12 protein-coding genes and 1 tRNA gene are annotated in these 13417 nt (G+C 51.3%); 3 read left to right on the top strand and 10 right to left on the bottom strand.

Annotation, left to right across the window (positions count from 1 at the left end):
- Window positions 1–40 precede the first annotated feature (40 nt).
- Window positions 41–115 (top strand) — tRNA-Arg (locus AEST_RS14450).
- A gap of 4 nt (window positions 116–119) precedes the next feature.
- On the opposite strand, the gene AEST_RS14445 is transcribed toward AEST_RS14450, so the two are convergent.
- From AEST_RS14445 to rppH, 8 genes are all read right to left on the bottom strand, one after another.
- Entirely contained in the window at window positions 120–803 is a 684-nt protein-coding gene (locus AEST_RS14445; protein WP_237709290.1) for a FlgO family outer membrane protein, read from the bottom strand.
- A gap of 149 nt (window positions 804–952) precedes the next feature.
- A complete protein-coding gene (locus AEST_RS14440) occupies window positions 953–1612 on the bottom strand; it encodes a FlgO family outer membrane protein (RefSeq protein WP_008609922.1) in 660 nt (219 codons plus the stop codon).
- Complete coding sequence (locus tag AEST_RS14435; RefSeq protein ID WP_039925612.1) at window positions 1609–2232, bottom strand: FlgO family outer membrane protein; 624 nt, start codon at window positions 2230–2232, stop codon at window positions 1609–1611. The genes AEST_RS14440 and AEST_RS14435 overlap by 4 nt, the downstream gene beginning before the upstream one ends.
- A 69-nt stretch (window positions 2233–2301) precedes the next feature.
- Window positions 2302–3150, bottom strand: a complete 849-nt coding sequence (locus tag AEST_RS14430) for a thymidylate synthase (RefSeq protein WP_008609920.1) — start codon at window positions 3148–3150, stop codon at window positions 2302–2304.
- The gene (gene lgt / locus AEST_RS14425) at window positions 3147–3956 is read right to left on the bottom strand and encodes a prolipoprotein diacylglyceryl transferase (protein WP_008609919.1); all 810 of its coding nucleotides are present in this window, start codon (window positions 3954–3956) and stop codon (window positions 3147–3149) included. The genes AEST_RS14430 and lgt overlap by 4 nt, the downstream gene beginning before the upstream one ends.
- Before the next feature lie 30 nt (window positions 3957–3986).
- Window positions 3987–4781, bottom strand: a complete 795-nt coding sequence (locus AEST_RS14420) for a sulfite exporter TauE/SafE family protein (protein ID WP_008609918.1) — start codon at window positions 4779–4781, stop codon at window positions 3987–3989.
- Window positions 4782–4931: 150 nt separating this feature from the next.
- The gene (gene ptsP / locus AEST_RS14415) at window positions 4932–7190 is read right to left on the bottom strand and encodes a phosphoenolpyruvate--protein phosphotransferase (RefSeq protein WP_008609917.1); all 2259 of its coding nucleotides are present in this window, start codon (window positions 7188–7190) and stop codon (window positions 4932–4934) included.
- 26 nt (window positions 7191–7216) lie between these two features.
- Entirely contained in the window at window positions 7217–7723 is a 507-nt protein-coding gene (gene rppH, locus AEST_RS14410; RefSeq protein ID WP_039925610.1) for an RNA pyrophosphohydrolase, read from the bottom strand.
- 380 nt (window positions 7724–8103) lie between these two features.
- Between rppH and mutH the strand changes: the two genes are divergently transcribed.
- Window positions 8104–8781, top strand: a complete 678-nt coding sequence (gene mutH, locus AEST_RS14405) for a DNA mismatch repair endonuclease MutH (protein WP_008609914.1) — start codon at window positions 8104–8106, stop codon at window positions 8779–8781.
- Here mutH and cysB read toward each other — a convergent pair.
- The gene (gene cysB, locus AEST_RS14400) at window positions 8767–9744 is read right to left on the bottom strand and encodes an HTH-type transcriptional regulator CysB (protein ID WP_008609912.1); all 978 of its coding nucleotides are present in this window, start codon (window positions 9742–9744) and stop codon (window positions 8767–8769) included. The genes mutH and cysB overlap by 15 nt on opposite strands.
- A 266-nt stretch (window positions 9745–10010) precedes the next feature.
- Here cysB and AEST_RS14395 point away from each other — a divergent pair, with 266 nt between their 5' ends.
- Window positions 10011–10775, top strand: coding sequence for a hypothetical protein (locus AEST_RS14395; protein ID WP_008609911.1), 765 nt, complete (start codon window positions 10011–10013; stop codon window positions 10773–10775).
- 34 nt (window positions 10776–10809) lie between these two features.
- Here AEST_RS14395 and topA read toward each other — a convergent pair whose 3' ends face one another.
- Window positions 10810–13395 carry a type I DNA topoisomerase gene (topA, locus tag AEST_RS14390; RefSeq protein WP_008609910.1) on the bottom strand — a complete coding sequence of 862 codons (2586 nt, stop codon included), beginning with the start codon at window positions 13393–13395 and terminating at the stop codon, window positions 10810–10812.
- Between the last annotated feature and the right edge of the window lie 22 nt (window positions 13396–13417).

The raw sequence follows: 13417 nt of genomic DNA, 5'->3' as shown, positions 1-13417 counted from the left end.
ATTCACAGAATCTTTTCAGTCTGTTAGACTCTGCGCCGCCCGCCCCATAGTTAAATGGATATAACGGCCCCCTCCTAAGGGGCAGTTACAGGTTCGATTCCTGTTGGGGCGGCCATCTCCTAGCGCAGTATTTGCGGATACAGCGAGCTGACCACAAAATGTGGGATCAACTGCTGTGAACTGGCAGCAACTACTTTAGTGCGAAAGTTAATCACTCTGGCATTCACCATAATACCTCTTGGGGTAAATACCATAGTTCCTGATAACACATAATCAATTTGCTGCATCATATCAAGCTGGTTGTGCTGCCGGCTAAAGACAAAATCACCGCTCGGTGTCACCTGAATATCGCGGGTGGTTTTAAAATCGACAACCTGGATACCGAACTGCTGGAACTGATGAATAAAGGCTTCAGCCAGTTGGTTACCAATAATATTGGTGCGGTTTAACTCACTGTCTAAATCAACAAAGGATGCCACGGCCACGCGGGATTCGACCGGGAAATAATGAAAGGTTTCAACCAGCTGCATCGCCATCTGCGCCACATAGTCATTAAGCTGCTTATTAGCATTTAAACTGGTGACATACTGGTGTGGCACCATCCAGCCATTCTGCCGCAGCGGGCTGGCGGCCTGACCAGAAGATACCGGCATAACCCGGTCGGCAGGCGCCTGGTCCTGTACCTGGCGGCGGACCTCAGTCCGGCAATTGCCTTTGCTATCACACTCCGTTCTTTGGTAACTGTAACAGCCGCTTAGCAAGACGGCACCGGCAAGCAATGCCAGATAGTTGCTTTTCATCATACGCTCCTGACCCCAGATTTAGGCTAACCTCTACTTGTCGGCGGCCTTGGCTTAAACTTTAGCAAAGCCTCAGAAAAATAACGAGGTTTGTACGGAGCATATTGATGTTAACCGCTAAGATTGTGTATTGCCGGGTACAGCACCGGCAATCAACCCTGTTTCAGTTTTAGACTGTTGTCCTGACGTTGTTGCAGAATAGCGTTATAAACCGCCGCCGGCACAAAGGTACGAGCCGCCGATACCACCCTTTTATTGTCGATCTGGATTAATCTGGCGTTTAACATCACTCCAGCCTGATGCCGCGTTACAGTACCGGTAACCACGTATTTGATCGGTAACTCTGCCGATAACTCGCTAAAATCACGACTCAGTACAAAGTCACCTTTCTCCGTCACCCGGATATAATCGGTGACTTTAAAATCCAGTACCGGCACGCCAAACAGATGCAAGTCATAGATAATGGCTTCGCTCAGGTGATTGGTAAATACCGAGCCGTGCTGCAGATCTGAGTCCAGAAATGCCAGATCCGTCACTGCAACCATGGCTTGCTCTTCTACCCGGTGATGATTTGCCATCAAATCATGCACCAGATTACGAGCATAATGGTCCAGCGTGATAACCGGGGTTTGTCGCTGCTGCGTCGGGGCCGACTCAACCGCGAACGCCTGCTGCTGTAAAATACGCTCTTGCCGTGCCAGGTCGCCGCGCATCGACACCGCATTTTCCGGTACTACCTTGGGTTGTGCCGTTTGCTGGGCGCAACCGCTTAATGCCAGCAAGATAGCGACACTGATAGCTGATTTGTTCATGGGCGCTCTCCAATTCGATCGCTACGATATAAAAAATTGCCTCTTTTCAGCATCTTCTCCGCACTCCACAACACATTATCCGGCACATAGTCGGTGGCCGCAGCCAGCACCTGCTGACTTTGGATATCAATCAGTCTGGCATTGACAATCCAGCCATCCTCCTGCGGTATAAAGGTACCACTGAGTAATACCCGGGCTTGCTGTTGTTGCTGTAGCTCGTGCAATAAGCGGGAAAAGGCTTGTTCATGATCCTGTTGCAGTAGTACTGCAGCACGTAACCGGATATCGACGACTTCATAGCCGCGCTGTACCGCTTCGGTGAGTAAGCTTTCCGCCAGCTGATTGGCTAAATCCGTTTGCTCTGTACCAGCATTGACCAGTGACAATTGCCGCACCGGTACAAAACTACTGATGGCAATTTTATGCCGCAACTGCGGTTGTTGTCCGGCAGGCGTTTGAAAAAGCTGTTCCGCCAGACGCTGAGTATAAAATCCCAGTGGCTGTGGGCTTAAGCCAACGGCAGAGACCTGACGAACCGGCATCGACACTGTCGGTTCAGGTTGCTGATGCGCGCAGCTGGCAAGCAATGCCACTAGCGGCAGGCCAAGACACTTGTTCATAATCACCTCTTGCTGGTTATCAACTTGCTTCAAGCAAAAAGCAGGCCACAACAAGAGATGATTTTTTGACTAGACGCTAAAAGGGTATTTAATTGGCGGGTGGCACTGATAATCGTGTAGCACAAAATCATCCGGTGTTACCCAGGTTTCCAGATCGGCTAAGCTTCGGATCTGTGGGTTGATGGTCAACCGCGGTGACGGGTAAGGCTCGCGCTGCAGCTGTATTTTCATCAGCTCCAGTTGATTCTCATAAATATGGGCATTAACGATCTTATGATACACCTTGCCCGGTTTAAGACCTGTGATCTGTGCCATCAGCGCCAGCAACACAAAGCATTGTACCTGATTAAAATTCAGGCCAAGCGGCACATCACAGCTGCGCTGGTAGGACGTCAGATACAGGGTATCGCCAAGCAGGCTGAAGGTATGGGTGTGCATACAAGGCCGCAGACAACCCAGCTCGAACTCTCCCGGATTATAAAAGGTCAGGATTTCCGCCCGGTCATCAATGCCCTGACTAAGATTAGTCACCACCTTTTGTAGCTGATCCAGGGTGGTACCATCTGGTTTCTGCCAACGCCGGCCCTGCACACCGTACACCCGCCCCATATCATCTTCACCTTTACGATGCGGATTAGCCAGCCAGGCGCGATTTTCGTTCGCATTGGCATTCCAGGTATTGCAACCGAGTGCACGGAACTGTGCCGCACTGTCGTAGCCGCGTAAATAACCCAGCAACTCGGCAATCGCCGCCTTGTAATAGCTTTTGCGGGTCGTCAGCAGTGGAAACTGATTATTCGCCACATCATATTCCAGATCGGCATTAACCACGGTTAAGCAGCGGGTACCGGTGCGGGCATTCTCCACCCAGGTTCCCTGCTCAATGATCCGCTGACATAATTGAAGATACTGCTTCATGCTTTAGCTCCGGCAGTTGCGGCACGGGAGCGGGCGAAAACAATAATCGCCAGGCCGGCAATTATCATCGGCAAGCATAGCCACTGCCCCATCGTCATGCCCAAGGATAAAACGCCAAGATGTGCATCCGGCTCACGGAAAAACTCGACGCTAAAGCGCGCCATGCCATAACCGGCCAGAAAGACGCCGCCCAGGGTGCCGGTTGCCGGTTTAGCACGGCGCACCAGCATAATGATCGCAAACAGCAACAGCCCTTCCAGCGCCACATGATAGAGTTGTGACGGGTGGCGGCCGATGTCGCCACCGGTCGGGAACACCATTGCCCAGGACACATCGGTCGGCCGGCCCCATAATTCACCATTAATAAAATTACCGATCCGACCGGCAGCCAACCCAAGCGGGATCAGTGGCGCAACAAAATCGCCCAGAGCCAGGTAAGACTTGCGATACTTACGGGTAAACAGCGCCATTGCCGCCAATACCCCAAGTAAGCCGCCATGGAACGACATGCCTCCTTCCCAGATCCGCACCAGATAGAGCGGATCCTGCAGCAAATAACTAAACTGGTAGAACAGAATATAACCCAGGCGGCCACCCAGCAGCACGCCGAGAAAGCCGTAGAACAACAGATCGCTGACTTGCTCCTTGTCCCAGCCGGAACCGGGTTCCGCCGCCTGACGATTCGCCAGCCACCAGGCGATAGCAAAGGCCACCAGATACATCACACCATACCAGTGAATTTTCAAAAACCCGAGGTCAAGTGCCACCGGATTAATTGCATGGGTGTAAAAAACTTCAGTTGTCATAATGTCCCTACTTTAATGCGGTTGACGATCTCAGCTCAGTATCATCCGCGCCGCCACCAGTAACAAAAATACGCCAAATACCCGCTTAATGGTCAACACCGGCAACCGCTGCGTCAGCGTGGCTCCGACAGAGGTGGTAAACACCGAAGTACTGATTACCCCCAGTAATGCAGGTAAATAGATATAACCAATAAAGCCCTGCTGCAAGCTATAATGCTGCCAGCCTGCGCTGACGTAGCCGACGGTACCAAATACTGCTATCGCAATACCGCTGGCCGCCGCACAACCGATAGCCCGGCGCATGTCGACACTAAAATAGTTCAGCATAGGCACAATCAGCGCACCACCGCCAATCCCCAGTAAGGCGGCGAAACTGCCCAGTAATGCCGACAGTACGGCCAACAGCGGCCTTGCCGGCAGTGGTAGCTTGCCGGTGGCACTTTGCGCACTTAACATTCTAAGCGCCAATAAACCGACAGCGACACCAAAAATAAGTTGCAGCGTCTTGCCACTTAAATTGTGCGCCAGATAGCCGACCAATAAGGCGCCGCTCCCTGCCCCCAGCATCACCGGCACGGCGATATGCCAGCTGACGTTATTCCGTTTGTGATGCGCCCGCACTGACGAGAGGGAGGTAATAATGATCGAAGCGAGCGAGGTTGCAATGGCCACCAACATCGCATGTTCAGCCGGCACTACTGCAAAAGCCGGCAGCATCACCACCAGCACCGGCACTATGACCAAACCGCCACCGATACCGAGCAAACCGGCCAATAACCCGACCAGTGCGCCCAACAAGGCAGTTAACAGGAAAATGGATAGCAAAATGACAACTCAGTTAGAAAAGTACGCCCAGTGTAGCAGAGGCGACTGCGCTTGTTGAGCCTTGGCCGTTCTGTTTGTCAGCATTATCGGGTTGGAGGTACCGTAAATTCATCTGGGCTATCAGCTTCTTGACCATTAGCTCCCGCACTGTCAGGTTCTGACCTGGGTTAGCAACTGCTTGTGCTCGAGGAAACGTTGAACCTGCAACCGTACCTGTTTTGGCGAATGACAACACAGCACTTCCGGCAGCAATAACGCCAGTTCAGACAGTTCTACCCGGCGCAGTAACCATTTGATCCGCGCCAAATTGCTGCTGTTCATACTAAAGCGCCGAAACCCCATCGCCGCCAAAAGTAAGACCCCAGCCGGTTCACCGCCAAGCTCACCACAAATACTGATTGGAAACTGCAGCGCCTGCGCCTGTTGCCCTAATTGGTGCAAGGCACGTAATACGGCAGGATGCAGCGCATCATACAGGTTTGCCACCCGGGCATTATTGCGGTCAACGGCTAATAAGTATTGGGTTAAATCGTTGGTACCCACGGAGCAAAAATCGACCCGGGCCGCCAACTCAGGCAACAGATAAAGTACCGAAGGCACTTCAATCATCACCCCCACTTTCGGCCGGGGTACCGCAATGCCTAACTCGTCACCAACCTCGAAGCAGGCTTGGCGGATCAGTCGGATGGCTTCATCAACTTCCGCCAGATCCGACACCATCGGCAATAAAATATGTAGATTATCTTGTCCGACATTGGCTTTTACCATCGCCCGGATCTGCACCAGGAAAATTTCCGGATGATCCAGCGTCAAACGGATCCCCCGCCAACCCAGAAACGGATTTTCCTCAATGATACTGAAATAAGGTAAAGCTTTGTCGCCCCCAACATCCAGAGTGCGCATCACTACCGTTTTCTGCGGGTAGCTGCTTAATACCTTGGCATAGAGTTCGATTTGCTCTTGCTCAGTCGGGAAGCGGCTGCGGATAATAAAAGGAAATTCGGTTCGATACAGGCCAACGCCATCGGTGTACTGCGCATGCTGATTCTCCAGCTCAACCGCCAGACCAGAGTTGACCATTAACTTAAAACGTTCGCCACATTGTGATTGTGACGGCAGCGCGATTTCTTGCTGATAGCGGGCATGCATGGCCTGATCTTCACTGATCAGGCGTAAATATTCGTTGCTCAACGCCTCAGTTGGCGACAACAGGATCAGCCCCTGATAACCATCGACAATCAGTTTCTGCTCATGCCAATGCAACAGCGGCAGCTCACTGACGCCCATTACCGCCGGGATCCCGAGGGCTCTGGCCATAATAGCAGCATGTGAGTTAACCGAACCACGCAAAGACACTACTGCAACCAGTTGTTCACGCGGGATTTCTGCCAGCATGGTTGCTGTGACTTCATCAGCAACCAGCACCACCTGCTCGGGTAATTTCGCACGCCGCTGTTCCGTATCCAGCAGATTATTCAGCACCCGCTGCCCCAGATCGCGGATATCCAGGCCACGCTCGCGCAGATAGGGATCTTCCATATCATCAAACTGGCGGGCAAAGCGCTCTACCACGCGTTTTAATGCGCTTTTTGCACACCAGCCTTCTGCGATCTGCGCTTCAATTTCCCGCCCCAGGCTGGCGGCATCCAGCAGCTGATGATACACATCAAAAATAGCCAGCGCATCTTCCGGTAAATGCTGCGACATACGCTCGGCCAGCCGGTTAAATTCAGCCTTGGTGATTTTGACGGCGCGGTAAAAGTGCGCCAGTTCTTTTTCCGGATCCTCGGCTTTTTTCAATGAGATCGCCGCAAAGTCACTGGCCGGTTGCAACACATAAGCCTGGCCAATGGCCATGCCGGGCGCACCGGGCAAGCCAGCTAGCTGAGAAACCTGTTGCTGGTAACCGGAACTGCGACTGGCCGCGTCGCGCATCTCGGCGTTAGCCAGTACAGACGCCAGCTGTACGCCCAGGGTAACCAGAAAAGACTCTTCATCTTCGCTAAATACCCGCTCGGCCGATTGCTGAATTGTTAGTACGCCTAATACTTTGCGGTGGTGGATGATCGGACACCCAAGAAAAGCTGAAAAGCGATCCTCGCTGACCTCGGGGGTGACTTTAAAACGCGGATGCAGGTGAGCCTGCGCCAGGTTGATCGGCTCTTCACGCTGGCCAACCCAGCCAATCAAGCCTTCAGAAAAACCAATGGAGACTTTGCCGACCGCATCCTGATTCAAACCATCGGTTGCCATCAGCATAAAGTGCTGTTGCTGATAATCAGCCAGATAAACCGAACAACATTCGGTTGCCAATGCTTGCTTGACACTACTTACCAAGCCAGCGAGCGCCTTGTTAAGTATCGGCTCCTGTGCCACATCCTGAACAATTCGCCGCAACTGGCCTAGCATGCTAACCTCTTCACATTAAAGGTTGTTTATACTTTACGTTTACTGCTGTCCCGACGAACAAAAGGCAAAGCGACCGGAGCGAATTCTTTCATAACCTTGCGATAAACTTCCCGTTTAAAGGAAACCACCTGCCTGACCGGATACCAGTAACTGACCCAACGCCAGCTATCAAACTCCGGGTGACTGGTTTTCGCCAGATTTACGTCTTCTTCCCGGCAGGTCAGCCGCAGTAAAAACCACTTCTGCTTCTGCCCGATACACACAGGGTTACTGTCTTTACGAATCAGTCGTTTGGGTAATTTATAGCGTAGCCAGTGTTTGGTTGTCGCTATAATTTCCACATCTTCAGGCCTGAGCCCAACTTCTTCGTGCAGTTCACGGTACATGGCCTGTTCTGGCGTTTCGCCATCATCAATGCCACCCTGTGGATATTGCCAGGAATTCTGACCGTATCGTTTCGCCCAAAACACCTGTCCAAAGGTGTTACAAATCACTATGCCGACATTGGGCCGGAAACCCTCGGCATCGATCACACAAACCTCAAGCATCTAAATTTCTGCTATACAAGGATTCTTTCATAAAGTTGTCGTGGCGGCAAACGGTATTTTCAGCCAAACATCACACAACTTATCCACAATGAGCAGAAGATAAGCAAGGGTACTGTGAGTTTTTTCACAGCTGCTGTGCATAACACTCTGGATAAGCCTAAGTTAATCACTGAATAACTTTAGGCACTTTAACAACCCGCATCAAAATAAATGCTTTTTTACCATTAAATTCATAACATTAAGTGAATCAATCAAGGTGTGATTATAAATTCTGACTGTGCATAAGTTAGTTTGTTGGCTTTTTAAGCAGCCGACAACATAAAAAAATGCTAGGGTAATCATTCATTAAGTCAAAGAATTGTCATATGCCCACCTCGCCTGCTTCTGTTACAGAGTTATTAGAGCGCTGCGCGCTGATTGCCGGTTTAACCCTGGGTCAGTTAGCGGCGCAATTGCAGGTACCCGTGCCGGCCGATTTACGCCGTGAAAAGGGCTGGACCGGGCAATTACTGGAGATGGCACTGGGTGCAACTGCAGGTTCGCAGGCGGTACAGGATTTTCCCGAGCTGGCCGTCGAACTGAAAACGCTACCGATTGACCAATATGGTAAACCGCTGGAAAGTACTTATGTCTGCGTGGCGCCGTTAACGGGCGCTACCGGTCAACAATGGCAGGAGTCGTGGGTTTGTCGCAAACTAAGCCGGGTGCTCTGGCTGCCAGTCCTGGCTGAACGGCATATCGCGCCGGCAGAGCGCATTATCGGGCAGGGCTTTTTATGGCAGCCCAGCCCAGATGAGGCGGCGCTGCTGCAGCAAGACTGGGAAGAGTTAATGGAGTTAATCGCGTTCGGGCGCCTGGACCAGATTAAGGGCGCCCATGGCAAGGTGCTGCAGTTAAGACCTAAAGCCGCCGACAGTAAAGCCCTGACAGCGGCCATTGGGCCGGACGGCCGCCCGGTACAAAGTCTGCCGCGGGGTTTCTATCTGAAGAGTCAGTTTACCGCGGCGATCTTACAGCAGCAGTTTGCGCTAGCGCACCGGTAATTCAAACTTACTGAACATCCGATCTATTTCTTCCTGGCTACGCAACGCATTGGCCCGCTCTACCACATCTTTGGTCAGATGCGGCGCAAAACGCTCAATAAAGTCATACATATAACTGCGCAAGAATGCGCCTTTGCGAAAACCAATCTTAGTCGTCGAGGCTTCAAATAAATGGCTGGCGTCAATGGCTACCAGGTCTTGATCCAGTTGTGGGTCGATCGCCATCGACGCAATCACCCCAACTCCTAGCCCCAGCCTGACATAGGTTTTAATCACATCAGCGTCGGTTGCGGTAAAGACAATTTGTGGCTCCAACTGATGGGCAGCAAAAGCCCGGTCCAGCTCGGAGCGACCGGTAAAGCCAAATACATAGGTGACGATAGGAAAACGCGCCACATCTTCAATCTGTACCTTGGAAGTCAGTTGAGTCAACGGATGGTCTTTGCGGACAATAATGCTACGATTCCAGTGGTAGCAAGGCAACATCACCAGATCACCATACAGATGCAGTGCCTCAGTGGCGATAGCAAAATCCGCATCACCACGCGATGCAGCTTCAGAGATCTGCTGCGGTGAGCCCTGATGCATGTGCAATGACACCCGCGGAAATTTTTGCATAAAGGTGCGGATCACCGGCGGTAATGCATAGCGGGCCTGAGTATGTGTGGTGGCGATATTCAGCTTGCCCTGATCCGGGAGGGTATGCTCACGGGCGATGGCTTTGATATTTTCTACCTTGGCCAGGATCTGCTGCGCAATATCAATCACCTCACGGCCGGCTGGCGTAATATGTGTCAGGTGCTTGCCACTGCGGCCAAATACCTGGATCCCCAGCTCATCTTCCAGCATACGGATTTGCTTACTGATCCCCGGTTGCGAGGTGTATAAACTTTCTGCTGTCGATGACACATTTAAATTGTGATTCATCACTTCAACAATGTAGCGCAATTGCTGTAACTTCATCGATAAGGATCCTTTCAAACGCAGCAATCTACTATACCGGATAGCTGAGATATTCCAATAATTTTCTATAATAGCAGCACCTAGAACAAAATGTTGTTAGACAAAAGTGCTACTGGCGTCAGAAAAATATAGTGGATTCTGGTGCGGATTTTGCTAGTCTGACAGCTAACTAGCTGACAATACCGCACACTGCCTGGCAGAGCATCTGTTCAGCTGTAGGGTTTCCGATTAAGATACTGCTTATGCAGAATAAGACAGAGGTATAAATGGTCTTACCCCTGATCATCACGCTAACGATAGCTCTGGTGATTATTGCCGTTACCGTTAACGTGGTGCAACAGCACCGCGAGCGGATCCGGGCATTGAAGCGTGCGGAATATACCAAGCTGCGTCATGCCCTGGAAGAAACTGAAGAAATTCTGTTTAACGCAGCAAATGTCCCATTATCGACCGGCCTGTCCCTGATGTTACTGCGCCGCAATGCTTACCTGCTGCGGGCCATGGTGGAGTTAGAACCAGACGTAAAGGATATCCGGCAACGACTGGAAGACACCGAAAATCGTATCAACGAACTCAGTAAAGCAACGCCTAGCGTGGCTGAAGTACCGCCACTGCCAGATAATGATCAGCAGTTGCTGGCGATGATCAAAGGTATTAAGAAGCTACGTACCATGTTACGGGCAGAGCACGCCAGAGGTAATGTGGAGACGCAGCTGGTGATCGACGAAGACAAGCGACTTGATTTGCTGCAGTTAAGAATCAACGTTGAGAGCCAGTTAAAACGTGGCCGCACCGCACAGTCCAACAATATGCTTGGCTCAGCCCGGCAGTATTTTGAAAAAGCACTGGCGTTTTTACGCAATACTAATCATCAGCATGACTATATAACCAACCGCATTTCAGAAGCCCAGATGGCTTTGGAAGAAATTACTCAGGCACTTAAACAGGGTAATGCCAAAGATATTGAAAAGCGCGGTGAAAAAGACAACAAAGATATTGACGAGTTATTTGCGCCGAAGCGTAAATGGTAACAGGGGCCTTAGCCCCTGTTACTGTTAGTTAGTCTTACTTACTACTGACCACCCAACGCCCATTTTCATACCAGGCCGACCAGGCTGTGGCTTTACCATTTTGCTCCGTCATCACATATTGTTGTTTGGTCTTGCGGCTATAACGTACAATCGCCGGGTTACCCTGTGGATCCTGCTCCGGCGCTTCGGCCAAATAATGGAACTTCGGCGATAGCCGGTCTTTAAAGCGTTTTAACTCGCTGACCAGAGGTGCCCGGGTTTCGCGGGATTTCGGAAAATTCGCCGCCGCCAGAAACACCCCCGAGGCGCCATCACGCAACACAAAGTAGGTATCTGACTTTTCACATTTCAGTTCCGGCAGATGCACCGGATCTTCTTTTGGCGGTGCCGCTTCGCCGCTACGTAACAGCTTACGGGTATTTTTACATTCACTGTTGGTGCAACCAAAATACTTACCAAAGCGGCCGGATTTCAGCTGCATCTGAGCACCGCATTTATCACACTCGATCTCTGGCCCTTCATAACCTTTCAGTTTAAAGGCCCCTTGTTCGACCTGATAACCATCACACTGCGGGTTATTACCACAGACGTGTAGCTTCCGGTGCTCATCCAGCAGATATGAATCCATTGCGGTGCCACATTTTTGACAACGTTTTTTCTGCCGCAGCGCTTCGGTTTCCAGCTCGTCATCAGCCGCTAACACCGCCTCTTCACCCGACACCAGGTTCATGGTGGTGGTACAGCGCTCTTTTGGCGGTAAGTTATAGCCTGAGCAACCGAGAAATACCCCGGTAGAGGCGGTACGGATCCCCATCTGCCGGCCACAGGTTGGACAGGCGATATCGGTTAATACAAACTGATTCACCCGCATACCACCGAGCTCCGGCTCCTGCTCAGCGGTCTTTAATTTTGCGTTAAAGCCCTGATAGAACTGGTCCAGTTCTTTACGCCAATCTAATTGCCCTTTTGCAATATCATCGAGCTTCAGCTCCATATTGGCGGTAAAATCATAGTTCATCAGATCATCAAAGTTTTCTACCAGACGGTCGGTAACAATTTCTCCCATTTTCTCGGCGTAGAACCGTTTGTTGTCAACCCGCACATAGCCGCGCTCCTGAATGGTAGAGATGATAGCAGCATAGGTCGACGGCCGGCCGATGCCCCGTTTCTCTAACTCTTTAACCAGACTGGCTTCGCTAAAACGGGCTGGCGGCTTGGTGAAATGTTGTGCCGCATGCAAATCAACCAGCGCCAGACTATCTCCGGCTTTAACATCCGGCAATTCCAGCTCTTCTTCGCCTTTGCGCTTTACCGCCGGTTGCACCCGGGTCCAACCGTCGAAACGCAATACCCGGCCTTTGGCTTTTAACTCAAAATCCGCGGCTGCGACAGTGATATTGGTTACATCGTACTGCGCTGCTGGCATCTGACAGGCAACAAATTGACGCCAAATGAGCTCATAAAGCTTTTTCGCATCGGCTTCCGTATCGCCAAGTGCTGAAGCCAGAACAGACACATCTGATGGCCTCACGGCTTCGTGCGCTTCCTGCGCATTGGCTTTGTTACCGTAACTTACCGGCTCTGCCGGCAAATAGGCGGCGCCAAATTGTTTTGCAATATAATCACGGCAGCTGGATACCGCTTCCGCACTTAAGTTGGTGGAGTCGGTACGCATATAGGTAATGTGGCCTGCTTCATATAAACGCTGCGCCAACATCATGGTTTTCTTCACGCCATAGCCCAAACGGGTACTGGCTGCCTGCTGTAGCGTCGAAGTAATAAAGGGCGCCTGCGGTTTGCTGCTACTGGGCTTATCTTCCCGTTCCAGCACCTGATAGCTGGCCTGCCGTAATATCCCAAGTGCGGCATCGGCCTGGGCTTTATTAACCGGATTAAACGCTTTGCCGCCTTGTTTGACTACTTCCAGCGGCAGTGCCTGCTTGGCCTGGGTCAGTGTATCGGCATCAATACTCCAATACTCTTCGGGCACAAAGGCTTTAATTTCCCGCTCCCGCTCGACTACCAGGCGTACCGCTACAGACTGCACCCGCCCCGCAGACAGGCCCCGGGCGACTTTTTTCCACAACAGTGGTGACACCATAAAGCCAACCACCCGGTCCAGAAAACGTCGCGCTTGCTGCGCATCAACCTGATCCAGGTTCAACTCACCCGGCTGCTCAAACGCCTGGGTAATGGCGTTTTTGGTGATTTCGTTAAATACCACCCGCTTAAATTTATCAGGTGTACCGCCGATCACTTCGCGCAAATGCCAGGCAATGGCCTCTCCTTCACGGTCTAAGTCGGTTGCCAGATAAACGGTATCCGCCTTTTCTGCCAGCGCCTTGAGCTCTTTAACGACTTTTTCTTTGCCCGCGAGAATTTCATAACGCGCTTTCCAACCGTGCTCGGGATCAATGCCCATCCGATCAACCAGCGCCTGATATTCTTTCTCGGCTTTACTTAAGCTTTTATCTGAGCTTTTGGCCTTGTCTTTACTGCTGCTACTGGGTAAATCCCGGATATGCCCGACACTGGATTTCACGACAAAGTCGTTACCCAGATACTTATTTATCGTTTTTGCCTTAGCCGGTGATTCAACTATTACCAGTGATTTTGCCATTTTTAATCCAAAGATCCTTAGC

This window comes from Alishewanella aestuarii B11 (genome assembly GCF_000280055.1).
Classification (GTDB): domain Bacteria; phylum Pseudomonadota; class Gammaproteobacteria; order Enterobacterales; family Alteromonadaceae; genus Alishewanella; species Alishewanella aestuarii.
The sequence above is the reverse complement of the archived record's forward strand: the minus strand, read 5'-3'. Positions and strand labels throughout refer to the sequence as shown.

Excerpts from the sequence above, each read along its gene's own strand:
- AEST_RS14435 (WP_039925612.1), bottom strand. The coding sequence starts at position 2,232 with ATGAACAAGTGTCTTGGCCTGCCGCTAGTGGCATTGCTTGCCAGCTGC.
- mutH (WP_008609914.1), top strand. The coding sequence starts at position 8,104 with ATGCCCACCTCGCCTGCTTCTGTTACAGAGTTATTAGAGCGCTGCGCG.
- AEST_RS14440 (WP_008609922.1), bottom strand. The coding sequence starts at position 1,612 with ATGAACAAATCAGCTATCAGTGTCGCTATCTTGCTGGCATTAAGCGGT.
- topA (WP_008609910.1), bottom strand. The coding sequence starts at position 13,395 with ATGGCAAAATCACTGGTAATAGTTGAATCACCGGCTAAGGCAAAAACG.
- AEST_RS14445 (WP_237709290.1), bottom strand. The coding sequence starts at position 803 with ATGATGAAAAGCAACTATCTGGCATTGCTTGCCGGTGCCGTCTTGCTA.
- ptsP (WP_008609917.1), bottom strand. The coding sequence starts at position 7,190 with ATGCTAGGCCAGTTGCGGCGAATTGTTCAGGATGTGGCACAGGAGCCG.
- AEST_RS14395 (WP_008609911.1), top strand. The coding sequence starts at position 10,011 with ATGGTCTTACCCCTGATCATCACGCTAACGATAGCTCTGGTGATTATT.
- cysB (WP_008609912.1), bottom strand. The coding sequence starts at position 9,744 with ATGAAGTTACAGCAATTGCGCTACATTGTTGAAGTGATGAATCACAAT.
- lgt (WP_008609919.1), bottom strand. The coding sequence starts at position 3,956 with ATGACAACTGAAGTTTTTTACACCCATGCAATTAATCCGGTGGCACTT.
- AEST_RS14430 (WP_008609920.1), bottom strand. The coding sequence starts at position 3,150 with ATGAAGCAGTATCTTCAATTATGTCAGCGGATCATTGAGCAGGGAACC.